The sequence below is a fragment of the Phycisphaeraceae bacterium genome (assembly GCA_040222855.1).
GTDB lineage: Bacteria > Planctomycetota > Phycisphaerae > Phycisphaerales > Phycisphaeraceae > Mucisphaera.
In genome coordinates this window covers 916,426-943,019 of the sequence record JAVKCD010000025.1, presented here as the reverse complement: position 1 = coordinate 943,019, position 26,594 = coordinate 916,426, and the positions used below count along the sequence as shown (strand labels likewise).

General features: G+C 60.4%; 17 protein-coding genes. 10 read left to right on the top strand and 7 right to left on the bottom strand.

What is annotated here, in order from left to right:
* A partial coding sequence (locus RIG82_13785; protein MEQ9462015.1) for a hypothetical protein occupies window positions 1–2,563 on the bottom strand: 2,563 nt, incomplete at its 3' end.
* Window positions 2,564–3,074: 511 nt separating this feature from the next.
* Between RIG82_13785 and RIG82_13780 the strand changes: the two genes are divergently transcribed.
* Window positions 3,075–7,106 (top strand): PKD domain-containing protein, encoded by a 4,032-nt coding sequence (locus RIG82_13780; GenBank protein ID MEQ9462014.1) that lies wholly within the window; start codon window positions 3,075–3,077, stop codon window positions 7,104–7,106.
* A 51-nt stretch (window positions 7,107–7,157) separates the two neighbouring features.
* Here RIG82_13780 and RIG82_13775 read toward each other — a convergent pair whose 3' ends face one another.
* Window positions 7,158–7,577, bottom strand: coding sequence for a hypothetical protein (locus RIG82_13775; protein ID MEQ9462013.1), 420 nt, complete (start codon window positions 7,575–7,577; stop codon window positions 7,158–7,160).
* 126 nt (window positions 7,578–7,703) lie between these two features.
* Here RIG82_13775 and RIG82_13770 point away from each other — a divergent pair, with 126 nt between their 5' ends.
* From RIG82_13770 to RIG82_13750, 5 genes are read left to right on the top strand one after another with little or no spacing between them, the layout of a single operon-like run.
* Window positions 7,704–8,483: a prepilin-type N-terminal cleavage/methylation domain-containing protein gene (locus RIG82_13770; GenBank protein ID MEQ9462012.1), complete on the top strand. Its 780-nt coding sequence runs from the start codon at window positions 7,704–7,706 to the stop codon at window positions 8,481–8,483.
* A gap of 50 nt (window positions 8,484–8,533) precedes the next feature.
* Window positions 8,534–9,409 (top strand): ion transporter, encoded by an 876-nt coding sequence (locus RIG82_13765; protein ID MEQ9462011.1) that lies wholly within the window; start codon window positions 8,534–8,536, stop codon window positions 9,407–9,409.
* Window positions 9,406–10,410: an arginine N-succinyltransferase gene (locus RIG82_13760; protein ID MEQ9462010.1), complete on the top strand. Its 1,005-nt coding sequence runs from the start codon at window positions 9,406–9,408 to the stop codon at window positions 10,408–10,410. Before RIG82_13765 ends, RIG82_13760 begins: the two co-directional genes overlap by 4 nt.
* A 9-nt stretch (window positions 10,411–10,419) precedes the next feature.
* The gene (locus RIG82_13755) at window positions 10,420–11,898 is read left to right on the top strand and encodes a succinylglutamate-semialdehyde dehydrogenase (GenBank protein MEQ9462009.1); all 1,479 of its coding nucleotides are present in this window, start codon (window positions 10,420–10,422) and stop codon (window positions 11,896–11,898) included.
* On the top strand, window positions 11,895–13,220 hold the full coding sequence (locus tag RIG82_13750) for an N-succinylarginine dihydrolase (protein MEQ9462008.1): 1,326 nt from the start codon (window positions 11,895–11,897) through the stop codon (window positions 13,218–13,220). Before RIG82_13755 ends, RIG82_13750 begins: the two co-directional genes overlap by 4 nt.
* Window positions 13,221–13,449: 229 nt before the next feature.
* On the opposite strand, the gene RIG82_13745 is transcribed toward RIG82_13750, so the two are convergent.
* The 3 genes from RIG82_13745 to RIG82_13735 all read right to left on the bottom strand — a co-directional run bounded on the left by RIG82_13745 (window position 13,450) and on the right by RIG82_13735 (window position 17,479).
* The gene (locus RIG82_13745) at window positions 13,450–14,292 is read right to left on the bottom strand and encodes a phytanoyl-CoA dioxygenase family protein (protein MEQ9462007.1); all 843 of its coding nucleotides are present in this window, start codon (window positions 14,290–14,292) and stop codon (window positions 13,450–13,452) included.
* A 29-nt stretch (window positions 14,293–14,321) separates the two neighbouring features.
* Window positions 14,322–15,179: an AraC family transcriptional regulator gene (locus RIG82_13740; GenBank protein MEQ9462006.1), complete on the bottom strand. Its 858-nt coding sequence runs from the start codon at window positions 15,177–15,179 to the stop codon at window positions 14,322–14,324.
* Between the two features lie 146 nt (window positions 15,180–15,325).
* Window positions 15,326–17,479, bottom strand: a complete 2,154-nt coding sequence (locus RIG82_13735) for a PQQ-binding-like beta-propeller repeat protein (GenBank protein ID MEQ9462005.1) — start codon at window positions 17,477–17,479, stop codon at window positions 15,326–15,328.
* 147 nt (window positions 17,480–17,626) lie between these two features.
* Here RIG82_13735 and RIG82_13730 point away from each other — a divergent pair, with 147 nt between their 5' ends.
* On the top strand, window positions 17,627–18,895 hold the full coding sequence (locus tag RIG82_13730) for an SGNH/GDSL hydrolase family protein (protein ID MEQ9462004.1): 1,269 nt from the start codon (window positions 17,627–17,629) through the stop codon (window positions 18,893–18,895).
* Between the two features lie 205 nt (window positions 18,896–19,100).
* The gene (locus RIG82_13725; GenBank protein MEQ9462003.1) at window positions 19,101–19,877 is read left to right on the top strand and encodes a PEP-CTERM sorting domain-containing protein; all 777 of its coding nucleotides are present in this window, start codon (window positions 19,101–19,103) and stop codon (window positions 19,875–19,877) included.
* A 338-nt stretch (window positions 19,878–20,215) separates the two neighbouring features.
* On the opposite strand, the gene RIG82_13720 is transcribed toward RIG82_13725, so the two are convergent.
* Both RIG82_13720 and uvrB read right to left on the bottom strand, forming a co-directional pair.
* Window positions 20,216–20,908 (bottom strand): hypothetical protein, encoded by a 693-nt coding sequence (locus RIG82_13720; GenBank protein MEQ9462002.1) that lies wholly within the window; start codon window positions 20,906–20,908, stop codon window positions 20,216–20,218.
* A gap of 28 nt (window positions 20,909–20,936) precedes the next feature.
* Complete coding sequence (gene uvrB, locus RIG82_13715) at window positions 20,937–23,018, bottom strand: excinuclease ABC subunit UvrB (protein MEQ9462001.1); 2,082 nt, start codon at window positions 23,016–23,018, stop codon at window positions 20,937–20,939.
* Window positions 23,019–23,162: 144 nt separating this feature from the next.
* Between uvrB and RIG82_13710 the strand changes: the two genes are divergently transcribed.
* Both RIG82_13710 and RIG82_13705 read left to right on the top strand, forming a co-directional pair.
* The gene (locus RIG82_13710) at window positions 23,163–23,960 is read left to right on the top strand and encodes a DUF547 domain-containing protein (GenBank protein MEQ9462000.1); all 798 of its coding nucleotides are present in this window, start codon (window positions 23,163–23,165) and stop codon (window positions 23,958–23,960) included.
* A gap of 42 nt (window positions 23,961–24,002) precedes the next feature.
* Window positions 24,003–26,423: an NAD(P)-binding domain-containing protein gene (locus tag RIG82_13705; protein MEQ9461999.1), complete on the top strand. Its 2,421-nt coding sequence runs from the start codon at window positions 24,003–24,005 to the stop codon at window positions 26,421–26,423.
* The last annotated feature ends 171 nt before the right edge of the window (window positions 26,424–26,594 follow it).

Here is a 26,594-nt window from a genome sequence, read left to right as displayed (position 1 = left end):
TGCTGGTTCCGGAGAGGGTGATGGTGGTGGGGATGTTGAACCCGTTGACGTTCCATGTTCCGTTGTTGGTGAGGCTGTCGACGATGGCGACCTGATGGCTGTTGTTCTGGTTGACGACGGAGCCCGGGGTGATGGTCATGGTCTGGAAGGTGGTACCGGTGGCGGTGATGACCTGGCCGGAGCCGAGGGTTTCGAGGGTTCCGTTGGCGAGGTGTGCTCCTGAGGCGAGGGTGATTTTTGAGCCGTCGAGGACTTGTGTCGTGGTGTTGTTGAGCGTGAAGAGCCCGTCTTCGAGGGTGAGTCCGCCTGTGCCTTCGGCGCGGAGGGTTCCGGTGTTGTTAAAGCCGAGGTTGGAGGGGTCGATCACGAGAGCGATGGATCCCTGGGCGATGATGGTTCCGGCGTTATCCATTCCGGAGCTGTTGCTGAGGAGGTTGCCGGCACCTCGGATGGTGTGATCGGGTCCGTGGGTGATGGTGACATCGGTGGCTGCGCGGATGGCGTTTACGCCTGAGTTGGAGAGGGTGATCTCGCCGGTGCCAGCGATCGATTCACTTCCGTCGAAGATGAGGATGGTTACTACGTTGAATCCGTCGAGGTGCCATATTCCGTGGTTGGTGAGTCCGCCTTGGATGGTGGCGTCGGCGACGTTGGGTTGGTTGACGGTGCCTGAGGTGATTGTGGGGCGGACGAAGGTTGAGTTGTTGTTGGCGTGGAAGGTTCCGGTTCCTGATCCGACGAGATCGAGGTCGATGAGGGTAGCGTTCGTGAGCGCATCGGCGCGGCTGCCATCGAGGATATCGAGGGTGGTGTTGACGAAGGTGTGCTCGCCTTCGGCGAAGTCGATTCCGCCTGTGCCTTCGGCGCGGAGTGTTCCTTCGGTGGTGAAGCCTGTGGCGTCGGGATCGATGGTGAGGGCATTGGGTCCCTGTGCGATGATGGTGCCGAGGTTGAGCATGCCGGAGGTGTTGTTGAGGAGGTTGCCGGTCCCGCGGATGGTGTGGTTGGCGTCGTTGGTGATGGTGGATCCTGCGTCGGCACGGAGTATGGCGACGGAGGGGTGATTGAGGACGATCTCGCCGGTGCCGGAGATGGTCTGAGAGCCGATGAAGTTGAGGATGGAGCTGGAGTTGGAGGCCTGGAACTGCCATGTGCCGTTGTTGGTGAGTCCGTTGGTGATGTCGACATCGTCGACATTCAGGTGGTTGACGAGGGATCCGGCGGCGATGGTGACGGCGTTGAGTGAGGCGGTGTTGGCGGTGATGACGTGGCCAGAGCCGGAGGTCTGGAGGGTTCCGCCAATGATGTTGGTGCCGGGGGAGAGGGTGAGTCGTGATCCATTATTGATGTTGACGGTGGAGCTGTTGAGGTTGAAGTCGCCAGCGGCGAAGGTGAGTCCGCCGGTGCCTGTGGCTTCAAGATTGGCGGCGTTGCTGTTGGTGAATCCAGAGGCATCGGGATCGATGGTGAGTGCTGAGGCGGCGTCGGCACGAATGGTGCCGTCGTTGATCATGCTGCCAACGTTGCTGAGGATGTTGCCTGTGCCTCGGATGGTGTGTCCGGCGGCGTTGGTGACGGTGCTGCCGTCGGTGTTGATGATGGCGACGGTGGGGTGGTTGAGGACGATCTCACCAGTGCCGGTGATGGTCTGGTTGCCCTCGAAGGTGGTGATGCTTGAGGAAGAGCTGGCCTGATACTGCCAGGTTCCGTTGTTGGTGAGTCCGTTGCGGACCGTGACGTCGTGGACGTTGAGGTGGTTAAGTCGGGCGCCGGTGTTGAGCGTGATGGCGTCGAAGATGGTTCCGTTGGCGGTTTGTACGAAGCCTGATCCGGTGGTGGCGAATCGTCCGCCAATGATTTCCGTGCCGGAGGAGGTGGTGAGCCTTGATCCGTCGAGGATATCGATGGTGGATTGACCAAGAGTGAAGGTGCCGTCATCGAACGTGAGTCCGCCAGTGCCTTCGGCTCGGAGGGTTGCGGTGTCCGACTGGGTGTATCCCTGGGCGTTGGGGTTGATGGTGAGTGCGGTGGCCCCCTGGGCGATGATGGAGCCGAGGTTGTTCATTCCGCCTGTGTTGTTGAGGATGCGGCCGGCGCCGCGGATGGTGTGGGCGGTGTCGTGGAGGAGGACCTGGTCGGTGGTGAGGATTTGGGCGACTGTGGGGTGGTTGAGGATGATTTCGCCGGTGCCCTGGATGGCGAAGCCCTGGACGTTAAGGACGGTGGTGCCGCTGGAGGCCTGGGTGATGATCGTGCCGTTGTTATCAACCGAGGTTGTTGGCCCGACGATGAGGTCGAAGCTGTTGTTGAGCTGGAGGGTGTCGCCTATGGCGATCTGGAGTGAGCCGATGGTGGTGTTGATGTTGAGTTCGACGGTGGAGTTTTGGGCGCGAGCGTCGATGAGTACAGGTTCGGTGCTGCTGGGGACGCTGCCTGTGTCCCAGTGGGCGGGGATGTTCCAGCTGCCGGTGGCGGGGCCGTCGTAGGTGACGGCGGAGGCGAGAGAGGTGGTGAGGGCGAGTGTGGTGATAGCGGTCAGCGCGCAGGGGATGGTCTTGCTCATGGGTGTGTTCCTTTTTCCCTCTCTCGAATCGAGAATGTGTGAGTCAGCGTTCGTCCTTGCATAATATATACGTTGAAAGCAGTTCGCGGTATTTTTTCTTGATCGTTCTGTGTTATTTGGCGAGGGGTTGGCTGTCGGTTTGTTCGTGCTGTAAGTTCTTTGATTGAATCGTGTTGTGGCGGTGTCAAGGTGGGCTGAGGCAATGAGAGGGATTGCCTGTTTTGACATGAGGCGTGTGATGTGTTGTCTGGGGGGTTGTGTTCGGCTGTCGGTCGGATATGGTGCGGTATGGGGACGGTGAGAGTAGTTCCGTCGTCGGAGGCTGAAAGAAGCGGATGATTAGCGTTAGAGAAAGCGACCCGGTTTCGGGGCGTGATTTGGTGCGCGATCCTTGCGGGCTTTTCGACGACGCCTGTGGATGGAGTCATTCTTGATGTGGTGGAAGCGGTTAGAGACTGTGCGCGGTTGGTCTGTTGAGGCCGCTGGTCGGCTTGAGGCTCTGGAGCCGAGGTTGTTGTTCTCTGCGTCGGTGTTGGATGGCGCTGAGTTGGTACCGGTTTATGAGATTGCGGGGGTTTCGGTTTTGGAGGAGCCGGGTGCGGCGTCGGCGTCGGCGTCGATGTCGATGGGTGGTGGGATGCATGGTGAGTTGGGTGCGTTGTTGCCTGCGGAGGAGGCGGATGCGGTGGCGGTGCGTTCGGGGTTGTGGTCGGACGCGTCAACTTGGGGCGGCGTGGTTCCTGGTGAGGGGATGTCGGTGCTTGTTCCGTCTGGTGTTTATGTCATCTATGACGTTGCGAGTGATGTGTCTTACCGTGGCGTTCGTGTGGATGGTGGGGGCACGTTTGCATTCAGGTCGGATGTGGATACACGGCTGGTGGTGGATACGTTTGTGGCGATGCCGGGGTCGGTCTTTAGTATGGGTAATGATTCAGGGCCGATTGCGGAGGGGGTTCGTGCTGAGTTGTTGATTGATGCTTCTGCGGGGCCGATCACGGACCCGACGAAGTTGGGGCGAGGTTTATTAACGCATGGTGAGACCTGGATTGTGGGGGCGGATAAGACGGCGTATCTGCCGTTGGCTGTGGCGCCGCGGAGCGGTGATGAGCGTTTGGTATTTCTGGGTGGAGCACAGGGTTGGCTGCCGGGGGACATATTGGTTTTGACGGGGACTTCGTATGACGCGAATGGTTCGGATGAAGCCAATACGCGGTTTCATGATGAGGTGTTGGAGATTGTATCGGTGGAGCTGGTTGGTCAGCGACAGACGGTGGTGACGTTTATTAATCGGACGAATGACGCTGCGGATGGGCTGACTTCGTTGTTGTGGGATCATGCTCCGCCTGAGGGTTATGGTGATTGGCAGCTGCATGTTTACGGCGCGAACATGACTCGGAACGTGGAGATTCGTACGCTGGAGGCTGAGTCGGTGCCGACGCAGGAGCGTGGTCATGTGATGTTGATGCACTCGGCGGAGGTGGTGGTGCGGCATGCGAGTTTTACGGATCTGGGGCGGACGGACAAGAATCGGTTGATTGATGATCCGGTGGTGAACGTGGATGGCACGGTGGGTGTGGGGTCTAATCCGCGGGGGCGTTATGCGCTGCATCTGCATCGGTTGGGTGCGGGTGATTTGAGTTCGACGCCGGCGTTGGTGACTGGGAATGTGGTGTGGGGTAGTCCGGGGTGGGGAGTTGTGCATCACGACAGCCACGCGGTGCTTGAGGAGAACGTGGTTTTTGATGTGGTGGGCACGGCGATCGCGTCGGAGGATGGGAACGAGATTGGGAGATGGTCGCGGAATCTGACGATCAAGACGACGGGAGATGATCGGTGGCAGCAGGATTTTGATTTATCGCCGCGGGTGCCGTTGTTTGATTTTGGTTTTAATGGCGAGGGATATTGGGTACAGGGGGCGGGTCAGGTCCTGCTAGAGGACAACATTGCGGCGAGTGCGGCGGGTGCGGGTTTTATGCTGTTTAGCAATGTGGACGGGATGCGGAGTGTGAAGATTCCTTCGGCGGTGCTTGATGATCCGGCGATCACCCAGGGGTTAGAGGAGGTGGATGCGTTTAATGTTCCGGCGCGGGGAATCGTGGGTTCGACGACGATCAACTCGCTGTTTGGTCTGGTGACGTGGGGGCACATGCGGAATCAGGATGGCGAGGGGGTGTTTACGTTTGGCCAAGGGACGCCGGCGCATCGGTTGAGGACGACGATCGAGGGATTTCGGTTCTGGGCGATTCACGGTGAGGGTATTTTCAGTCAGTACACGAGCCAGGTGGATTTTGTGGATGGGTTGATTCTGGGTGATCTTGAGGACCCGGTGGCGTATTCCCCGAATGGGAATGGTGATGCGCGGGGTCGGGGGTTTGCGGCGAATGCTGCGTCGAAGAGTCTGTTGTACGAGGGTTTAACGGTGGGTGGGTTTGAGATCGGGATGTGGGTCTTGTCCGAGGGGATCTGGAATCTGGCGGATGAGACTCCGGCGCGTTCATCGGCGATGCGGGTCGTCAACAGCACCTTCACTGGTGTGGAGCGGGCGATGTTGCGGGATCGTGGGGGGACGATTAATGACGGTCTGGTACCCGAGTATCTGGTGCTGGATGGGGTGACGTTCGAGACGATCGAGCCTGTGAGTGATGTGGTTGTCCTTGCTTCGTTCACTTATGAGTTGCTGGCGAGTCGTTCGTTCGGGTTTGATGCGCGAGGGTCGTTGAGTCTTGATCCGCTGGGGGATAAGACGAACGGGATCGTGAGTTACGCGTGGGATTTTGATGGTGATGGTGAGGCGGACGCTTATGGTTCTCGGGTTCGGCACGTGTTTGAGGGGGGTGGCGTGCAGACGGTTACGCTGACGGTGACGGACTTGTCTGGGCGTCGGGCGGCGTTGAGTGAGGTGGTGTATGCGGATGATGCGTCGTCGTATGACCCGTTGGGTTCGGCTGGGTTTGAGGGTGCGGGTGGTGTGTTGGTGTTCCCGGGTTGGCGTGAGCCCTCGAACGGGGATGAGGGTCTAGGCTGGGTGGGCTATGGCTGGCGGTCGGAGGGTGGGCGTGCTGTGAAGGGTGTCGGGGATGTGGCATTTCCAGATCATGCGAGGAGTATGAGTTTGGTGGTGCGGGACGAGGGTGTCACCGTCGGGGCGCATCAGCTGGTTTTCGAGGCTGGCTCGGTGGAGGCTGTCGGGCCTGACAATGATCTTCGTGTCGTGGTGTTTGGTGTGAATGGTGATGAGTTTCATTTTGATCGTGGGAGTACTGAGTCGCCGGCGCTGTTGTACGGTCTGGGCGGGGCGGTGGATGCGCTGCTGAGCAGTGGTGATCTGATTGGCGAAGCGGGTGGTGATGGGTCGTATTCGCTTGAGGTGGATTTCGGGTCGGGCTATGAGTTCATTGTGGTTGCGTTTGTGGCCGCCGATGTGAATGTTCCGGGTGGTGATGTTGTGTGGGTGGATGATGTTCGTCTTCGCGATGCGGTGGTGGTGGAGAGTACGCCAAGGATCACGAGCGAGATTCTGCCTGCGGTGGCGCGGGGTTTGGCTTATGAGCATTTGATTCAGGTGCAGGGTGGAAACGGTGTGTTGGCGTGGTCGGCGGATCCGTCGTCACTTCCTGAAGGGCTGGTGCTGGGTGTTGATGGCGTGATTACCGGGACGACGACGGCGACGCCGGGTGTTTACGGGGTTGAGGTCACGGTGATGGATGAGGACGGTGGATTGGCGACAGATCAGATTGAGCTTGTGGTGCTGGATCACCCGGTGCTGGGTGGGAGTGGCTTGAGGTATGAGGTTTATCGCCACAACGGGGCGCTGAGTGTGGAGCAGGCGTTTGGGGATGGGGTCCTGATTGAGACGGGAATCACTGACCGTATCCATGCGGGTTTGAAGCCTGAGGGTGTGTCGGACAACTATGCGATCCGGTTTTACGGGCATCTTCTGTTGGATTCATCGGGTTATGTCGGGTTTGCAACGGAGTCGGACAACGGGAGTGTTCTGCGGATTGATGGTCATGTGGTGATCGACAACGATAGTGTTCAGGGGGTGATATCTCGAAGCGGCGGGGTGTATCTCGAGGCTGGTCATCATGATGTGGAGATTCTGTACTTTGAGCAGACGGGCGGGGAGTTTCTGGATGTGACGATCAGTGGTCCTGATGGTGTCCATGTTCCGTTGACGGATGCGCGGGTCTTTCCGCCTGCGGTGCCTGGCGGCGTGTCGAGCGTTGAGCTGGAGTTTGAGGAGGGTAAGTCGATCGATCACGCTTTGTTTGTGCCGGGGGGCTGGGGCGTAAAGCGGTGGTCGCTGGTTGAAGGGGTGCTGCCAGCGGGTCTGATTCTGACGGAGGCGGGTGCGTTGCGGGGTTCGGTGTCTGAGGCTCGGGATGTTGAGTTGCTGATTCGGGTGACAGATGGGCTGGGGCAGCGTTCTGATCAGTGGCTGATGCTGTCGGTCGTGCCTGCGTCTCAGGGGACGCGGCAGATGATCGGGGCGGTTCCGGCCTGGGTTGAGGGGGGTGATGAGGCGTCGCTGTTCGGGCTGTAGGTGTTGGGTTGCAGGGGGCTAGGGGTGTGTGGTGCGCGGGGTTGGCTTGGCTCAGGGTGAGAAGAGTTTTCCGTTGAAGAGATCGTTGGCGGTGGCGTCATCGGTAACGGAGGTGACGGCTCCGGAGGCGTCGAAGTTGATGCTGAAGGCGGTGTTGCTGGAGAACACGAAGGGGAAGGCGAAGCCGTCGGCGGCTTTGCCTGAGCTGACCATGGTTCGGACGTTGTCTTTGTCGTAGTCGGATTCGATCTGTCGGGGCATGCCCATGTTGCTGAAGGAGGTGCGCAGGACGCGTTTGGGTTCGCGGATGTCGACGACATCGACCCAGCTCATGCCGGGTTGAACCTGGTCGCGGAGTTGCTGGGCCTGCTCTTCGGGGCTCATCCCGCCTGCGACGAGGAAGTAGATCCCGTAGTAGGAGGCGACGAGTGCGATGAATCCGAAGACGATGAGTTTGACGAGAAATGCCATCAGCGGGTTCCCTTCTATTAAGTCGTTATCACTTTACAAGAATGTGATATAAATGACCAAACTATCTTTATTCAATGTTGGGGCTTTTTGATCTGCTTGGCGCGTGAGAGAGGTGTATTCTTGGGTATGGGAATCTTTACGGTCCGGAGGCAACCGGGGTTTACGCTGATCGAGTTGCTGGTGGTGGTGTCGATTCTGGCGCTGCTGATCGGCTTGTTGCTGCCAGCGTTGGCGCAGGTTCGTCCGGTTGCTCGAGAGGCTGAGTGTATGAGTCAGCTTCGTCAACTGGCGGTGGCGCAGTATGCGTATCAGCTGGATTATGGTGTGTTTTCGAGGTTGTGGGCGGGGTCTGTGAGTGATGGGGAGGCGGAGCATGTGCGGATGATCTCGCCGTTGGAGGGTTACCTAGGGCTTGATGTGAGCGCGCGGGATGCGATGACGGGGGCGGGTTCGGTGCTGCATTGCCCTTCGGTGCTTCAGGATGATCTGGATCGGCTAGCATCGCGGGGTATTTTGCCTTATCCGGGTGAGCAGTATTCGTCTTATGGGATCAATGGGGCGATGTATTTTGATCGGTGGGGCTTTGGGTATGACGTGATCCCGGCTCCGTCGGAGATTATTTTGTTGGGTGATCAGGCGGTGGAGCCGTTTGAGCGTCAGGTGACGTCTGACGGTTGGTATGTGATTCCGGGTTTTACGCGGTGGGCGGGGATTACGGGGCATATTCCTGAGCGTGGGTATCGGCATCAGGATTCGGGTTCGCCGATGGTGTTTGCTGACGGTCATGCGTCGAGGATGCTGGACGAGGAGTTGGTGCTTGATGGTGGGCATTGGTGCTGGTGGGATCCTGCTGGTGATCCGCGTCAGCCAGCGGAGGGTGATGAGCGTTGCGGCTGTGAGGACTGAGTTGATGGGGGTTGGTGTCGGGTGATGGTGAAGCGGGTATGCTTCCGGCCATGCTGAGCCAGAAGATCCGGTTACTGGTTGAGTCGTCGTTTTTCCAGTACGGGGTGCTGGGGCTGATTTTGTTGGCTGCGGTGGTGGTGGGTCTTGAGACGTATCCGGGTGTGATGGAGCGGTATGGGGCGATCATCTACACGGTGGATTGGGCGATTCTGTGGTTGTTTGTGCTGGAGGCTGTGCTGAAGATGGCGCAGCATGGGCGTCACTGGTATCGGTATTTTCATGATCCGTGGAATGTGTTTGATTTTGTGATCATCGCGGTGTGTTTGTTGCCTATGGAGGGTCATGCGGCGGCGGTTTTGCGGTTGGCGCGGGTGCTTCGTGCGCTTCGTCTTGTGTCGGCTCTGCCTAGGCTTCAGTTGTTGGTGGAGGCGCTTCTTAAGAGTATCCCTTCGATGGGTTATGTGGGGATGCTGCTCATCATCCTGTTTTATATTTATGCGGTATTGGGTGTGTTTTTGTTTCGGGAGAATGATCCAATTCACTTTGGGAATTTGCAGTTGGCGTTGTTGTCGTTGTTTCGGATTGTGACGCTGGAGGACTGGACGGATGTGATGTACATCCAGATGTTCGGGTCGCATGTGTATGCGATTGATAATCCGGCGGTGCTGCCGGAGCGTTCGCATGCGCAGCCGATGGTGGGTGCGTTGTATTTCGTGAGTTTTGTGCTGGTGGGGACGATGATCATGCTGAATCTGTTTATTGGTGTGATCATCAACTCGATGCATGAGGCTCAGGCGGAGGCTGAGGCGAGGAAGGCATCGACGGGTGCGGCGGAGGAGTTGGTGGCGTTGGAGGGAGAGTTGGATCGGATCAAGGAGAAGTTGCGTGTGGTTCGGCATCAGATGCTGGAGAAGGAGAGCCGTTGAGTGATCATTTGCTGATGCGGTTGGTGCGGGGGGGTGATCTTGATGGTCTGCATGAGTTGGCCATGCAGACGGGGCATGGTTTGACGACGTTGCCTGCGGAGGAGGGTTTGTTGCGGGAGCGGATTGAGCGGTCGCTAGCGTGGGAGACGCGGTTGTTTGTGCTGGAGGATGTGCGGAGCGGGCGGCTGCTGGGGACATCAGGGATTGTCCGGCAGGTTGGTGTGGGGGAGCCGTGGTATGCGTTTCGGCGGGAGCAGCTAACACATGAGTCGGAGGGTCTGGGGATCCGGCAGGAGGTGGATGTGCTGCATCGGTATGTGGAGCGGCATGGTCCGAGTGAGATTGGGACGCTGTTTTTGAGTCCGAATGCGCGGCGGTCCGGGGTGGGGCGTTTTTTGTCGTTGGCGCGGTTTCTGGAGATGGCGGAGCGGCCAGAGCGGTACCAGACGGGTGTGATTGCGGAGTTGCGGGGCGTGGTCGATTCGGTGGGGCGGAGTTTGTTTTGGGATGCGGTGGGCCGGCATTTTTTTGCGGTGGACTACACGACGGCGGATTTTCGGTCGGCTTATGACAAGCAGTTCATTGCGGAGTTGATGCCCAGGCACCCGGTGTATCTGAATCTGCTGCCTGAGTCGGCTCGGGATGTGGTGGGTCAGGTGCATGAGGACACGCTGCCGGCGTTGCGGTTGCTGGAGCAGCAGGGTTTTGAGGTGACGGACCTGGTGGATATTTTTGATGCGGGTCCGGTGCTGCGGTGTGCGACGGCGGAGATTGCGACGGTGCGGGCTAGTGAGCGTTTTGAGGTGCTTTCGGGAGAGGTTGATGCGGGGGGTGAGCGGTGGATGATCGCGGCGACTGAAGAGAATTTTCGGGCGGTGCTGGCGGTGGCGGAGGTTGGTGAGGCGGGGTTGGTGGTTGGGGCGGATGTGATGGGGCGTCTTGGTGTTGATTCTGGAGAGGCGGTTCGGGCTGCTCGGCTTTATTCATCTGTCAGAGGTTAAGCTGGGGTTATGGAAAACGGTCTGCATCTGATTGGTGGGCGATGGGTTGAGGGTGGTGGCGCGGAGCTTCGGGCTCAGGATCCGTGGTCGCTTGAGGCGACGTGGGTGGGGGCGGAGGCGACGGGGGTGGAGGTGGATCGTGCGATAATGGCGGCGCGGGCGGCGTTGGCTGAGTGGTCGGGTATGGGGGTTGAGGCTCGGGTCGTTGTTGTCCGGCGGTTTGCGGCGTTGGCGGCGGAGCGTGCTGAGGATTTGGCGGAGGCGGTGGCGCGGGAGTCGGGCAAGCCGATGTGGGAGGCGCGGGGTGAGGTGGGGCTGATTGGTGCGAAGATCGAGACGTCGATCGCGGAGCATGAGCGGCAGCTAGGTGAGCGGGTGTTTGAGTTGCCCAATGGTCGCGGGGTGGCGCGGTATCGGGCGCATGGGGTGTTGGCGGTGCTGGGGCCGTTTAACTTTCCGGTTCATTTGCCGAACGGGCACATTACGCCCGCGTTGCTGGCGGGGAACACGGTGGTGTTCAAGCCGAGTGAGAAGACGCCTACGGCGGGGATGCTGATGGCGGCGTTGTGGCAGGAGGCGGAGGCGCCTGCGGGTGTGGTGTCGGCGGTGGTGGGTGGTCGGGCGACGGGTGAGGCGCTGGTGGCGCATGAGCAGGTGGATGGGGTGTTGTTTACGGGTAGTTATGGTGCGGGTCGGGCGATTGCACAGCGGCTGCTGGATGAACCGGGAAAGATTGTGGCGCTGGAGCTGGGCGGGAATAATCCGATCGTGGTGGATCGAGTGGGTGATGTGGAGGCGGCGGCTTATACGGTGGCGGTGTCGGCGTTTTCGACAGCGGGTCAGCGGTGCAACTGTGCGCGGCGGGTGATTCTGACTCGGGCGGTGGATCGTGATGCGTTTGTTGATCGGCTGCTACGGATTACTCGGTCGATCCGGGTGGGGGCGCAGGATGCGGAGCCGGCGTCGTTTTGTGGTCCGGTGATCAGTCCGGAGGCGGGTCGTGCGATGTTGGCGGCGCAGGAGGGGCTGGTTGAGCTTGGGGCGCGGGTGTTGGAGCCGGTGGCGGTGTGTGGGGCGCACGATGGGGTGTTGCGGCCTGGGGTTTTGGATGTGGATTCGATGGTGGATCGGTTGCCGGATGAGGAGCATTTTGGGCCGTTGCTGCGGGTGATGACGGCGGATGATCTGGAGTGTGCGATCGAACTGGCGAATCGGACGCGGTATGGGTTGGCGGCGTCGCTTCTGACGGATGAGGTGGGTGACTTTGAGCGGTTTGTGCATTCGGTTCGGGCGGGTGTGATCAATCTCAATGGGCCGACGGTGGGGGCTTCGGGCAAGCTGCCTTTTGGGGGTGTGGGCCGGAGTGGGAATCATCGGCCGAGTGCGGCGGCGGCGGCGGGGTATTGCGCGTTTCCGGTGGCGTCGATTGAGGCGGCGAAGCTGGCGGCGGTGGAGAAGCCGCTGCCGGGGATCGAGGTGAATGGGTGAGTGGGGCGGCGGAGGTTCAGTTTGATGGGTTGGTGGGTCCGAGTCACAACTACGCGGGTTTGGGTCCGGGGAATCTGGCTTCGCGGGGGAATCGGGGGTTGGTGTCGGAGCCGAGGGCGGCGGTGTTGCAGGGGTTGGCGAAGGCGCGGGCTGTGGCGGGGCTGGGGGTGGCGCAGGCGGTGTTTCCGCCTCAGTTGAGGCCGGACCTGGGGTTGCTTCGGAGTGTGGGGTTTTCGGGTGATGATGCGGCGGTGCTGTGGAAGGCGCAGCAGGAGGCGCCGGGTTTGCTGGCGGCGGCGTGGAGTTCGTCGGCGATGTGGACGGCGAACGCGGGGACGGTGAGTCCTTCGGCGGACACGGCGGATGGGCGGTTGCATGTGTCGGCGGCGAATCTGTCGAGTGCGCTGCATCGGTCGATCGAGGCGGGGTTGACGACGCGGATGCTGAGGCGGGTGTTTGCGGATGAGGCGTTGTTTGCGGTGCATGATCCGTTGCCAGCGGCGTTGTCGGATGAAGGGGCGGCGAACCACACGCGGCTGGCGGCGGAGCATGGCGAGACGGGGATCGAGGTTTTTGTGTACGGGGCGGAGGGGCCGAGGGGGTCGGTGGCGGGTGGGGTTGAGCCGAGAACGTTTAATGCGCGGCAGATGCGGTCGGCCTCGGAGGCGGTGGCGCGGCGGCATGGGCTGGATCCGGAGGGTGTGGTGATGGTGCAGCAGTCGCCAGTGGCGATTGATGGTGGCGTGTTTCACAACGATGTGATCGCGGTGGGGGATCGGGACCTGCTGCTGGTGCACGAGCTGGCTTATGTGGGTCAGGCGGCGACGCTGGACCGGATTCGGAGGTGCTACGAGGGGCTTGGGCGGGGGACGCTGCGGGTGGTGGAGGTGGCGGCGGAGCGGGTGAGTCTCGAGGATGCGGTGCGGTCGTATCTGTTCAACAGTCAGTTGCTGACGGCGGGTGATGGGCGGCGGGTGATGGTGTGTCCGGAGCAGTGTCAGCGGGTTGAGTGTGTTGGCGGGTTGCTTGAGGATTGGAAGCGTGATGGTGTGGTGGATGAAGTGCTGTTTTTTGATCTGCATCAGTCGATGCGTAATGGCGGGGGACCGGCGTGTCTGCGGCTTAGAGTGGTGATGGATGCGGCGCAGCGGGCGGCGATCCCGGCGGGGCTGTGGTTGACGGAGGAGCGGTACGCGGCGCTGTGTAATTGGGCGGAGCGGTTTTATCCAGAGCGGCTGAGTGCTGAGGAGTTGGCGGACCCGGGGTTGGTGCGGGTGTGTCGGGAGGCGAAGGAGGCGTTGGTTGGGGTTATTGGGTTGTGATGGTGTTGTCGGGGCCTGTGTGATGAGAACCGGTGACGGGGCCGATCGGGCGCTTGTGGGTGGTCTGATGGCTGTTGCCTTGCGAGGGGATGGGCCCGGCAGGCTTGCGCCTGCGGCTCGTGACACGCTTGGGTTGTTGGTTGGTGGTGAGCGAGCAGCCCGGGCTCTCTGCTTCGCCGAGGCTACGCAGAGCTTTCCGCACGCGGCTCGTTTTTTATAGAGAGTATATTTATGCCGGTTCGTAGATGATGGGGTTTTTGGGTGTGTTGATGATCTGGCCGGGTTGGGTGTTTGGGCAGAAGGCATCGCGGTCGTTGATCTGGTTGTCGTTTTTGGGTTCGGCGAGTTTCATGTCGCGGTCCATGTAGATGATGGTCATGACGTCGCGGGCGTTGTTGGAGCGGTTGGGTCCGGCGCGGTGGGCGAGCCATCCGAGGTGGAAGGAGACTTCGCCGAGGGCGAAGGCGGAGGCTTCGATGGGGAAGGCTTCGGCTTCGATTTTGTCACGAAGGAGTTTTTCCGAGTCATCGGAGATGGCCTGGTCGCGGCCGAAGTCGAGTTGCTGGCTTCCGGCGGCGAAGGTTAGGGGGCCCATTTCGATGGGGACCTCGACGAGGGGGATCCATGCGGTGACGGTACGGTCGGTGGCGAGTGGCCAGTAGTACTGGTCGACGTGCCAGGGGGTGATTCCGCCTGAGGGTTCTTTGTAGAGGGCCTGGTCGTGGTAGAGGCGGACGCCCTGTACTTCGAGTAGTTGGGCAGCGATCTGTCCGAGTCGTTTGCTGAGCGTGAGTTTTCTGACTTCGTCTTGTTTTTCCCAGAGGTTGATGACCTGGATGAAGGCTTTGGCGTAGGTGTCGCGTTGTTCCATGGGGACGCCGGCGAGTTTGTTGTTGGCGTGGACGACGTCGTTGATGGGTTTGCGGAAGTGTTGGAGGAGTTGGGGAGACAGGACGCCAGGGATCTTGGCGTAGCCGTACTTGCGGAAGCGGTCGATGGTTTGCGGTTTGAGGTCGAAGGGCTGGTCGAGTTCGGCGAGGATGGCTGGCGGTGTGTCGGTTGCGGTGGTCATGTGATATCCCTTGATGTTCAGGCGGGGTTTTATTGTTCGGCGGGGTTGTGGAACTGTCTGCGGTAGGTGCGGGGGCTGACGCCAACGACTCGTCGGAAGACGCGGTTGAAGTTGGAGACGTTGTTGAATCCGGCGCGGAAGCAGACGTCGGTGATGGGGTCATCGGATTCGATGAGCGCGCGGCAGGCGTTGGCGATGCGGAGTTCGTGGATGTATTCGATGAAGGTTTTTCCCATGGCTCGTTTGAAGAGTCTGGAGAAGCTGGTGGGCTTCATGCGGATCATGAGGGCCATGTCGCTTTGGGTGAGGTCTTCGTGGATGTGGTCGTTGACGTGTCGGCAGATGCGGTCGATGCGTGGGTCGATGGGTCGTGAGGAGGTTCGGTAGCCGGGCGAGGCGATGGGTCTTGCGCTAGCGTCTGCGCTGAGTTCCTGGAGGACTTCGAGGAGGAGGGCGAGGCGGCTGAGGCCGGAGCGGCTTGAGATCCTGCGGAGGAAACCGGAGGCTTGTTCGGCGTGGTCGCCTTGGAAAGAGAGCCCGTGTGTGGCGGATCGGAGCATGCGGTGGAGGACCTGCATCTCGGGCCAGCTGGCGGTGGCGGCTTTGAGCCATTCGGGGGTGAAGTGGATGACGATGGCGGTGTTGTCGCGGGAGGTTTCGTCGGAGTGCCAGGTGTGGGGGAGGTAGGGGCCGAGGAGGACGAGGTCGCCGGGCTGGTAGCCGGTGATGGCGTCGCCGGCGAAGCGGCGGCCGTGGCCTTCGACGATGAGAGTGAGTTCGTATTCGGGGTGGTGGTGCCACTCGAAGGCGAACTCTTCATCGACTCGGGTGTAGAGCCGGAAGGAGGATTGGGGGGTGATGGTCAGGTGTTCGAGGAGGGGTTCCATGGGTGATATTTGAGCATAATTCTCGGATTATCCCCCGTCAATGTAAAATAAGTATCGATTGTGATTATCTGTGCGCAGTGTGGCTTGGAGATCGTATTGGCCAAGCGAGCCGATCGTGAAGGTGGATTCGCGCGATGAGTGTGTGATCAGTGTTGTTGGTGGTGTTGGATTCGGGAGAGGACGCCGTCGAGGTCGACGACGTGGATGCGACCCTGGGCGTCGATGGCGGGGGCGGCCTGGACGTAGGTTCCGGGGCTGACGCGGATCTGGTTGATGAGGGAGCCGTCTGAGGCGCTGAGGATGGAGAGCAGACCGTCGTTGGAGGTGATGGCGACGATGTTGCCGCGTTGGGTGGGTGGTGTGGGGAGGCGTCCGGTGGGGACGGGGACTTCCCAGAGTTTGTCGCCTTGGGCGTTGAACTTGATGAGTCGGTTATCGACGGCCCGGGCGTAGAAGGCGGGGCCGTCCTGGCTGGGTGAGATGGCGCTGATGTTGGTGTCGAGGGTGCGGATGAAGTCGCCGTCGAGGTTGAACTGTCCGAGGACGTAGCCTCGGTCGGTGACGAAGAGGTTGTTGTCGATAGCGACGAGGGGAGAGTCGGCGGGACCGTAGTAGCGGGATTGTCGGTCGGTCTGTCCTTTGGCGGACCATGCGGACCAGCGTTTTTCGCCTGTGGTTCGGTCCAGGGCGTGAATCATGCCGTCCCAGGCACCGACGATGACGAGGTCTTTGGTGATGAGGGGTGCTTGTTCGATGGCGTAGTCGGCGGCTTTGGTGATCCAGATGGGCTTGGCGGTTTCGTGGTTGATGGCGTGGATGCGTCCTGAGGCGTCGGCGAGATAGATGGTGTTGTCGGCGGTGACGGCGGTGACGGCGGGGGCGTAGATGGGGGCTTTGGCGTTGTAGGTGGCGTCGAGTCGACCGGTGGCGGCGAGGTAGAAACGGAGGGTGCCGTCATCGGATCCGACCAGGAGTTGGTCGTTGTGGCGGGTGAGGCTGTGGACGATCTGGGCACCGGTGGAGGTGTACCAGCGTAGGCTGAGGTCATGGTTGTAGACGCGGACGAGTCCGTTGGTGTCGGCGACGGCGATGCCTTGATCGAGGAGGGTTGGGGTGGTTTTTGAGCCTGCCTCCATGCGGCGTAGGTCGTAGGACATCAGTTGCGGATCGGGCTGGATGAGAAACTCACCGGCGCGGGTGAAGGTTTCACCATCGGCGTGCTGGATATCGATGGTGGCGAAGTGGCGGCCGGGGACCATGTTGGAGGTGTTGATCGAGGCCATCCAGTTGTCGTTGACGGGTTTCAGCGGCGTGGAGGATTCGGGGTTGCTATTGATGCGGAGGCGGACCTCTTTGATGTGTGAGGGCGGGGCATCGATGCGGAGTCCGACACGGAGCGTTTGATTGTGTTCGAGTCGTGGAGGGAGGAGGAGCTGTGTGTCGAGGTTTCGTGGTTGGGTGGTGAGTGGCTTTTCGATGAGGCCCTGCATGGGGCGCTTGGGGTTCTTGAAGCGGTAGGCGACGCGGAGGGTGTTGTCGAGGATGGAGACGGTGCTGTAGCCGGTGTTGTCGCCGAAGGTGGTTCCGCCACAGACGGAGTCGAAGTGGTGCCACTTGCGTGTCTGGGCGTTGTGCCAGTGGCCGTCCATGATGAGGATGACGTTGTGTCCGCGGAGGAGTTCGTGGAGTCGGAGGGTGTCGAACTCGGAGGCGAAGCTGTTGGTGTCGATGAGGGGGTGGTGAAGAGAGAGGACGATGGGTGTGTTGGTGCCGATGCGTTCGAGTTGTTGTTCGAGCCAGGTGAGGGTGCGGCGTTCGATGGCGGGTAGTGGTTCGAGGAGGCCGGCGGAGTTGATCTGGATGAAGTGGATGCCTTTGTGGAAGAAGGCGTAGTTGTCCCCGCCGAAGTGTTCGCGGAGTTTGTGGTTGATGCTTGCCCAGGTGTTGTCGTGGTTGCCGGCGACGAGGTAGTTGTCGGTGGGGAGAGGGTTGATGGCACGATAGAGGTCGTTCCATGTATCGGCGATGGTGGCGTATTCGAGGAGGTCGCCGGTGATGATGGCGAGGTCGGGGGCTGGTGCGGTGATGTTGTAGGGGGAGAGGTGTTGGGGTTGGTTGGTTTGGGAGGCGATCCACTGGAGGTTTTCGATGCTGCGGCCGTTGGGGTCGTAGGGTTGGCCTTCGGGGCGCGGGTTGATGTGGATGTCGCTGAGTTGGAGGAAGGTGAAGTCTTCGACCTGCTGGGCGAGAGTGGTGGTGGCGAGGAGGAGGGTGAGGAGTAAGGAGAGTATGGGTCGCATGGGTAACTCCGGGGTGGTCTGTGGTGCTCTTGAGTTTAGAGCACGGGTCGACAGGGCATGTCGCTGTGGTTGTCTGAGAAGTATGCGTTTTTTGACGAGACTGTCGCTAGGATGATGTGTGTTACTTTACTTACGGAGCGATTGGGGATGAGAGCCCGATTTCTGACAGCATGGCTGGTCGTGTTGACGCTGGTTGCGAAGCCTGCTTCCGGTGCGATCACGGAGTTGATTGCGTTTGGTGACTCGTTGTCGGATGTGGGGAACATTTCGGCGGGGACGTTTGGGTTTGTGCCGGGCGGGGATTATTTTGCTGGGCGTTTTTCGGATGGGCCGGTGTGGGTGGAGGGGTTGGCAGGACGGCTTGGGGTGGCGAATCCGGTGCGGAGTGCTTCGGGGGGTCGGAACTATGCTTATGGGGGGACGACGAGCGGTGATGGTTTTCTGACGGTGCGGGAGTTTATTTTTACGTTCAACTTCCCGAATGCGGGGGAGCAGGTCAATCGTTTTCTGGGTTCGTCCCCTGTGCTGGATGGTGATGAGTTGATTACGTTGTGGTCGGGGGGGAATGATCTGTTTGATATTTCGGGGTCGTTGGCGGCGGACGGGCCGGGGCGGGTGGCGGCGATGCTGGCGAACGTCGAGACGAACATCGGGCGTCTGACGGCGGCGGGGGCGCGGCACCTTGTGGTGCCGAATCTGCCGGCGCTGGGGCAGACGCCGGACTTCGGGGGTGGGGTGCAAGTGATCGATACGTTTGTGGCGTCGTATAACAGCCAACTGGCTGGTGTGCTCGAGGGGTTGAATGAGACGGGGCCGGCAGAGATTTATCCGCTGGACGTGTTTTCGATGACGAATGCTTGGGTGGATGATCCTGGGCGTTACGGATTTGTGAATACGACGGATGCGTATCTGGATAGTCCGGTGGGTGATGTGAATGGCTATGTTTTTTTTGATGGTGTGCATCCGACGGCGCGGGCGCATGGGTATCTGGCGCAGGGTGCCTGGCAGCTTGTGCTGGGGGGTGATCTGGATGCCTCGGGCGGGTTGGATGCGGGTGATCTGCTGTTGATTCTGGATCGGTTGGGGGTGGCGGATGCTGCGAGCGTGGCGAATGTTGATGGGGATCTGGTGGTTGATGGTGATGATGCGCTGGCGTGGATCACAGAGCTGTTCGGGTCGGTAGCGGGGGACTTGAATCTGGATCGGTCGGTGGACCTGATTGATCTGTCGATTCTGGCAGGGGGGTTTGGGGGGACCGGGGATTATCTGGCGGGCGATGCGAGTTTTGACGGGGTGATTGATCTGGTGGACCTGTCGATTCTGGCTGGGAGCTTTGGTTTTGGTGGGGTCGTGCCGGAGCCGGGGGGGTTCTGGCTGCTTAGCTTTGGGCTGTTGCGGTTGCGGAAGACATGGTGATGGGACAGGGCCTGAGTTTGGAAGATGGGATGGCTGGGGGAGTGACGTAGGTTTTTGGGTCTGGCTGAGGTTTATTGTGCTTAATCTTCTAGTCTGAATGGACGGCGGGGGCGGTGTCGGTCATAGTAGGAGTGGTTTGTGGGCAGTTGCCTGCGGCTTTTTTTAGTGATCAACACTGTTTTTGGATTTCCTTAGGAGGAAGAAGATGAAGACTTGTCTGTTCGGTGCTGCTGCGGTTCTGATGACGACGGGGTTGGCCTCGGCCAGCATCGTCAACGAGGATTTTGAGTCGTACGCCGACACCGCTGGCCTCGGTGGCGTGTGGAGCCTGGGCGATGGCACGCTGGATACCGGTTTTGGTAATCCGGGTCAGTCGATGTCACACCCTGGTACGGGTGGCAGCTTCACGGGTGCGAACACGAACAGCCTCTCGTTTGGCTCGGTTTATCCGGGTGCGGGCGAGGTTCTGGTGTTCAGTGCGGACATCTATGATGACGCGGCGAATGCGAATCGGCGGAACACGGCGGGCCTGCGGGCGGCCGCGGGTGCAAACATCATCGAGATGGGCATGTACAACTCGCCAAGTCACTACGCTATCCGGACGGTTCTGTTTGGCGCGGGTAGTGACGGCTCCTGGGTGGCGTTCGATAACATGGTTGATGATGCTGGCGATCCGCTGGTGAACGCACCTGTGCAGGGCTGGCACACGTTCCGTGCCGAGATCACGGACAGCCAGGTCGTGTTCACGCTGGACCTCAATGGCGACGGCAACATCAACGGGACGCACGTCGCTTCGATCGTTCAGAACGCGGCTTTTGGCTTTGATATCGTTCGTCTGGGCGGTCCTTCGGACCTGGGCTCGGGCTTGAACGGTGGCGTGAGCTTTGACAACGTGCTGCTGGAGGTTGTTCCTGAGCCCGGCACGGCGGCTCTGGCGCTGGCTGGACTGTCGGCCCTTGGCCTGCGTCGTCGCTCGGCGTAATGTCAGACTGATTTTGTTTAGATTGAAGCGGCACGGCCTTGGGGTCGTGCCGCTTTTTTTCGTTGGTGGTGTTGCGACGCGGGTGATGTGTGATGGTGGTGGGTTTTTGAGGGGATGGCCCCACAGGCTTGCGCCTATGGCTCGTGTCGCGCTCGGGTTGTCGGCGGTTTAGTGGGCGTTTGTTAGAGCGCTTTCATCTCGTTCGTAGCGGGTTATGGGTGTGATGGCTACAGTCTTTGATGAGTTCACACAGCACGCCTCCGGCGTGCAATGCGCCACCCGGACGTTACGGCTGGACTGTGTGTGCTCAAGTGGCGTGGCGGTGCCAGTTGACGGGGTTACTCGGCTTCGATTGTTCGCCAGAAGCGTTCGCCCTGGAGTCGGATGCGGGTGTTGTCGAACCAGAGGTGGAAGCCGTTGGGGCCTTTGAAGTTGAGGTTGAGTTTGATGGGTCCGGCGTTGGCCTGGTTGTTCCAGATGGCGGGTCGGCGGTTGTCGTTGCGGACAAAGACCCAGGCGGCGATGCGGCCTTCGGGGGTGACGTAGAGTTCGTAGGCGTCGCCGGGGGTGTACCCGCCTTGGGGGTAGCTGGCGACGAGCAGTTCGGTCATCTCGGCGTCGGCGCCGTCGGGGGCTTCGGCGATGCCGCGGTCTTCGAGGGTGGGCTCTGACCATTCGAGTTGGAAGGGGAAGAGGAGCCAGTAGGTGTCGTTGATGAAGCGGCCGTGGGCCTGTTTGGTTTGGTCGGTGCGGTCGGGGTGGTTGAGGTCGATGAGGACGGAGTCGGGGTCGCCGGGGTTGAGGACGGCGTAGTGTTCGGCGGTGTTCCAGAGCCAGCTTCGGGTCATGATGTCGCCGTTGGGTCGTTGGACTTTGAAGTCGAAGGCGATGCCGGTGATCTGGTCCCAGTTGTCGTAGCCGTAGTGGTGGAGGACGCGTTCTTTGGGTGTTGCGGGGGCGGCGGGGGTGGCGGCGCAGCCGGTGAGGAGGGTGGCGGTGGTGAGGAGGGCGAGGAGGAGTGATGGTTTCATAGGGTGTCTGCTTTCGGATGGGGTTGGATCAGCCGGGGGCGTTCCATTTTTTACTGCGTTTGACGACGCGTGTTCCGGGGGTGCCTGGTTTTCTTTTGGGTGTTCGTTCGATGGGTAGGCGGGCGAGTTCGGGGGTTTCTTTGACCTGTTTAATTTTGTCGCGGATGGAGGCGGCTTTTTCGAACTCGAGGGCTTCGGCGGCGGTGAACATCTGCTTTTCGAGTTCGGCGAGGAGTTCTTCGCGGTCGATGTCCTGGTCTTCGGCTTCGGGGGCCATGAGCTGGCGGGCGGTGCGGCGGGCGCGGAGTTCGAGTTCGATGCCCTGGCGGATGGCTTTTTTGACGGTCTGAGGGGTGATGTTGTGTTGGGCGTTGTATGCGAGCTGTTTCTCGCGGCGGCGTTCGGTTTCGTCTATGGCTTCCTGCATGGCGGGGGTGACTTCGTCGGCGTAGAGGACGACGAAGGCGTTGACGTTTCGGGCGGCGCGGCCGATCTGCTGGATGAGGCTGGTGGCGGAGCGGAGGAAGCCGGTTTTGTCGGCGTCGAGGATGGCGACCATGGAGACCTCGGGGAGATCGAGTCCTTCGCGGAGGAGATTGACGCCTACGAGCACGTCGAACTGTCCTTCGCGGAGTTCGCGGAGGATGACGACGCGGTCGAGGGTGTCGATCTCGGAGTGGAGGTAGCGGCAGTTGATGTCCTGACCGGCGAGGTAGGCGGCGAGGTCTTCAGCGAGGCGTTTGGTGAGGGTGGTGACGATGACGCGTTCACCGGCGGCTTTGCGTTGGACGATCTGCTCGAGCAGGTCGGGGACCTGTCCGGCGGCGGGTCGGATTTCGATCACAGGGTCGACGAGTCCGGTGGGGCGGATGATCTGTTCGACGACCTGGCCCGCGGTTCTTTCGAGTTCGAAGGGTCCGGGTGTGGCGGAGACGAAGACGACCTGGTGCCAGGTTTTTTCGACCTCTTCAAACTTGAGGGGTCGGTTATCGAGTGCGGAGGGGAGTCGAAAGCCGTGATCGACGAGGACACGTTTGCGGGCCTGGTCGCCGTTGTACATGGCCTTGATCTGCGGGAGAGTGACGTGGGATTCGTCGATGATGAACAGCCAGTCTTCTGGCGGGAAGTAGTCGAGGAGGGTGTAGGGTCGGGAGCCGGCCGGGCGGCCGTCGAGGTGCCGGGAGTAGTTCTCGACGCCTGAGCAGTAGCCGACTTCTTCCATCATTTCGAGGTCGTATTTGGTTCTGGCGACGAGTCGTTGGGCTTCGAGGAGTTTGCCTTCGGACCGGAGTTTCATGGCGTGGCGGTCGAGCTCTTCTTTGATGGAGTCGAGGGCTGAGGCGAGTTTTTCCTCGGGCATGACGTAGTTGACGGCGGGGAAGACGTGGAGGTGCTGTTCCTGGGCGAGGAGTTCGCCCGAGGTCGGGTGGATGAGGGCGAGTGACTCGACCTCGTCGCCAAAGAGTTCGATGCGGTAGGCGAACTCTTCGGAGGCGGGCACGAGTTCGATGACGTCGCCACGGACGCGGAAGGTCCCGCGTTTGAGTTCGTACTCGGAGCGGCTGTATTGGAGGTCGGTCAGCGCGCGGAGGAAGTCCTGGCGGGGGAGCATCTGCCCGACGGAGATGGAGATGACGGCGTTCTTGAAGGCGTCGGGCGAGCCGAGTCCGAAGATGCAGGAGACGGAGGCGACAACGATGGTATCGCGGCGGGAGACGAGGTTGGAGGTGGCGGCCATGCGGAGTCGGTCGAGGTCGTCGTTGCGGGAGGAGTCTTTTTCGATGTAGATGTCGCGTTGGGGGATGTAGGCTTCGGGCTGGTAGTAGTCGTAGTAGGAAACGAAGTAGGAGACGGCGTTGTTGGGGAACAGCTCACGCATCTCTTCGTAGAGCTGGGCGGCGAGGGTTTTGTTGTGGGAGATGATGAGTGTGGGTTTGTTGATTCGGGCGATGGTGTGGGCCATCGTGAAGGTTTTGCCGGTTCCGGTGGCCCCCAGGAGTGTCTGGTAGCGCTCGCCGGCTTCGATGCCATCGGTCAGCGCGTCGATGGCTGCGGGCTGGTCGCCCATGGGGGTGAACTCGGAGACGAGTTGGAAGGGGTTGTCGCCCATCGTGGCATTCTAGAGGTCGGGACCGGGACAGGTCACGATCTGGGGGTTCGTGCTCGGGCTTGAGTGGTTAGGCTTGAGGGGTCGGGAATCAAGTGGGATGGTGGCGCGTTGATTGAGACCACGCCAGGAAGGAATCTATTATTTATGAGCGTCCGCCACCTTGTTCTGCTGCTTGCTTTGTTGGTGGCTGTTACGCCTGTGTTGGCCAATCCGTTGGGGGCGATCAAGCGGGTGGCCCGGGAGACCGGTGGGACGGAGATTGATCACGGGCCGTTTGATGCGCTGCTGAAGGCTCATGTGAATGAGCAGGGTGAGGTGGATTATGGTGGCGTTGCCTCTGATTCTTCGGTTCTGGATGGGTACATCGGGGCGGTCGGTCGTGTTGATGTCGAGAGGCTCAGTGAGGAGGAGCATCTGGCGTTGCTGATCAATGCGTACAACGCTTTCACGTTGAAGCTCATCACGGAGTACGACGAGGGGGGCGATCTTGAGTCGATCATGGATATTCCTGAGGCGAAGCGGTGGGATCATGAGCGGTGGGCGGTAGCGGGGGGGACGTACAGCCTGAATCAGATCGAGCATGAGCTGATTCGGCCTGTCTTTAAGGATGCCCGGATTCACTTTGCACTGGTCTGTGCGGCGGAGAGCTGCCCGCTGCTTCGGCGGTTTGCGTACACGGGGGATGATCTCGATGAACAGCTTGAGCGGGCGACGGCGGCAAGCCATCGTGACCCGCGCTGGGCTTCATACGATGTGCGTCGCAACCGGCTGCGGTTGACTAAGTTGTACGACTGGTACGGGCAGGATTTTGTGGATGAAGCGGGGTCGGTGGAGGCTTATGCGGCGCGATACATGCCTGCGCTCAAGACGGCGATGGACCGGGGACGCAGCCCGCGGATTGAGTTTGTTGATTATTCGTGGGCGCTGAATGCCCAGCGTTAAACGGGCTTTGGGCCTATTGAAGACCATCAGAAGGGACTCGGGATGCTTGGATTGATCTCCGGTTATTACCACTGGTTGCACGGGAAATGGCCTGCGGGGACGGTTGAGAAGTTGCCGGTGGTGCAGCCGGATGGTTCGACGAATGTGGCGGGGTTGTATGTGGTGGGGGACCTGACGGGGATTCCGTTGCTGAAGTTTTCGGCGGATACCGGGAGCCGGGCGGTGCAGACGATTGCGCGGGAGCCGGGGTTCGCCAAGCGAGACCTTGGGGATTCGGGCGTGGTGGATATCGCGATCATCGGCGGGGGGGTATCGGGGTTTGCGGCGGCGATGGAGGCGAAGAAGCAGGGGCTGTCCTATACGCTGTTTGAGGCGGCGGAGCCGTTTTCGACCATCGTGAACTTCCCTAAAGGCAAGCCGATTTACACCTATCCGACGGACATGACGCCAGCGGGCGATTTGCAGTTTCATGAGAAATCGGAAGTGAAGGAGGGGCTGATCCAGGACCTGCACGAGCAGACTCTGGAGCAAGGGATAGAGCCGGTGAAGGCTCGGATTGAGCGGGTGAATCGGTCGGGGAAGGTGTTTGAGCTGGTGGTCGCAGACGGGGTGGACATTCGGGCGCATCGGGTGATCGTGGGGATCGGTCGATCGGGGAACTTCCGGAAGCTGGGGGTGCCGGGTGAGGAGAAGGACAAGGTTTACAACCGGCTGCATGACCCGAAGGATTACTGCGGCCAGGACGTCCTGGTTGTTGGCGGGGGGGATTCGGCGTTGGAGGCGGCGAGCGCGTTGGGGGCGTGCGGGGCGAATGTGACGCTGAGCTACCGCAAGGCTGAGTTTGCGAGGCCCAAGCCGGAGAACATCGAGAAACTGGAGGCTTTGGCGGAGAATCCGGAGGCTGTGGTGGGCGTGGATAGCCCGAGTTCTGAGCGGATCACGACGGCGGCGGATAGTTCGATGCGGCCGGAGGGGGCGACGGGGTCAGTGACGTTGATGATGGCGAGCAAGGTCAAGGCGGTGGAGGACTCGCGGGTAGTGGTCACGGATGCGGACGGGAGTGACCAGAGCATCGAAAACGATGCGGTGTTTGCGATGATTGGGCGGGAGGCCCCGCTGGATTTTTTCAGGAAGTCGGGGGTGAAGGTGTCGGGGGACCGTGGGGGGATGTGGTGGGCGACGCTGGTGTTGATGCTGGCGATTTTTACGTTCTTCTATCAGTGGAAGAAGCCGGGGACGTGGTTGCCTTTGGCGGAGACCTTCGAGAAAAACGGTTGGTTCCCTCACAACCTGGGGCCTTGGCTGGCTTCGTGGTCAGAGGTGTTTACCGACCCGAGCACGCTGGTGGGGACTTTGAAGCTGTCTGCTGCGGGTTTGCGAGGGATGACGGGGTCCAGTCCGGGGTTCTGGTTTTCGCTGCTTTATTGCACGTTGATTGTGGTGTTTGGGGTTCGGCGGATTAATCGGCGGAAGACGCCTTACATCACGACGCAGACGATCACCTTGATGGCGATCCAGTGCATCCCGCTGTTTTTGCTGCCGTATCTGGTGATCCCGTGGATGGGGCACAACGGGTGGTTCGATGCTGGGGTGGGTCAGTCGCTCGCAGACAGCCTGTTTCCGGAGGTTGAGTATGACCCTCATGGTCGGGAGTACTGGCGGGCGTTCGGGCTGATTCTGGCGTGGCCGCTGTTTCTGTGGAACGTGTTTACAGATCAGCCGTTGTGGGGTTGGCTGATCATCAGTCTGGTTCAGACGTTTGTGCTGATCCCGGTGGCGATCTACTTCTATGGCAAGGGTGTTTATTGCGGGTGGGTCTGTTCGTGCGGGGCGATGGCGGAGACGCTGGGCGACACGCATCGGCACAAGATGCCTCACGGGCCGTTCTGGAACCGTCTTAATATGCTCGGCCAGGTCTTTCTGGTGCTGGCGCTGCTGCTGCTGGTGTTGAGGGTGGTGAGCTGGGTAACCGGGGCGAGTTGGGCGACGGATGCGTACAGCGTGGTGCTGGGGCCGTCGAAATACAGTGATGCGTTGCCGGGCCTGAACTATGCCTGGTTCGTGGACCTGCTGTGGGCGGGCATTATTGGGTTCGGGCTGTATTTCCACTTTTCGGGTCGGGTGTGGTGTCGATTCGCGTGCCCGCTGGCGGCGTTGATGCATGTGTATGCGCGGTTCAGTCGGTTTGCGATTATCCCGGAGAAGAAGAAGTGCATCTCATGCAACGTCTGCACCTCGGTTTGCCATCAGGGGATTGACGTGATGAACTTCGCGAACAAGGGTCGGGCGATGCAGGACCCGGAGTGCGTGCGGTGTTCGGCTTGTGTTCAGTCTTGTCCGACGGGGGTGCTGGCATTCGGTCAGGTAGATGGGGATGGGGAGACCTTGTCGCTGGACCCGGATTGGCTGGCGGCGAGCCCGGTTCGGATGGCGGAAGTTCGGCTGACGATTGGTCAGAGTTGATGCCCGGCACTCCCCAGCCAAGCGTCCTGAGGCTTACCCAGACCCCCTAGAACAAGGAATCCGGTCGACTCAGCGTATTTTCATGGCCATATGGTCCGAGAAGGCTTGCAGACCCTCAAGTCCTGGAGTATTCTACATGTGCTGGGAGGTAGGAAAGAGAACTGCTATCAG

Bases quoted from the DNA above. Each gene is read 5' to 3' on its own strand.
- RIG82_13775 (MEQ9462013.1), bottom strand. From the start codon at position 7,577: ATGGCATTTCTCGTCAAACTCATCGTCTTCGGATTCATCGCACTCGTC.
- RIG82_13770 (MEQ9462012.1), top strand. From the start codon at position 7,704: ATGGGAATCTTTACGGTCCGGAGGCAACCGGGGTTTACGCTGATCGAG.
- RIG82_13765 (MEQ9462011.1), top strand. From the start codon at position 8,534: ATGCTGAGCCAGAAGATCCGGTTACTGGTTGAGTCGTCGTTTTTCCAG.
- RIG82_13755 (MEQ9462009.1), top strand. From the start codon at position 10,420: ATGGAAAACGGTCTGCATCTGATTGGTGGGCGATGGGTTGAGGGTGGT.
- RIG82_13745 (MEQ9462007.1), bottom strand. From the start codon at position 14,292: ATGACCACCGCAACCGACACACCGCCAGCCATCCTCGCCGAACTCGAC.
- RIG82_13740 (MEQ9462006.1), bottom strand. From the start codon at position 15,179: ATGGAACCCCTCCTCGAACACCTGACCATCACCCCCCAATCCTCCTTC.
- RIG82_13735 (MEQ9462005.1), bottom strand. From the start codon at position 17,479: ATGCGACCCATACTCTCCTTACTCCTCACCCTCCTCCTCGCCACCACC.
- RIG82_13730 (MEQ9462004.1), top strand. From the start codon at position 17,627: ATGAGAGCCCGATTTCTGACAGCATGGCTGGTCGTGTTGACGCTGGTT.
- RIG82_13725 (MEQ9462003.1), top strand. From the start codon at position 19,101: ATGAAGACTTGTCTGTTCGGTGCTGCTGCGGTTCTGATGACGACGGGG.
- RIG82_13720 (MEQ9462002.1), bottom strand. From the start codon at position 20,908: ATGAAACCATCACTCCTCCTCGCCCTCCTCACCACCGCCACCCTCCTC.
- uvrB (MEQ9462001.1), bottom strand. From the start codon at position 23,018: ATGGGCGACAACCCCTTCCAACTCGTCTCCGAGTTCACCCCCATGGGC.
- RIG82_13710 (MEQ9462000.1), top strand. From the start codon at position 23,163: ATGAGCGTCCGCCACCTTGTTCTGCTGCTTGCTTTGTTGGTGGCTGTT.
- RIG82_13705 (MEQ9461999.1), top strand. From the start codon at position 24,003: ATGCTTGGATTGATCTCCGGTTATTACCACTGGTTGCACGGGAAATGG.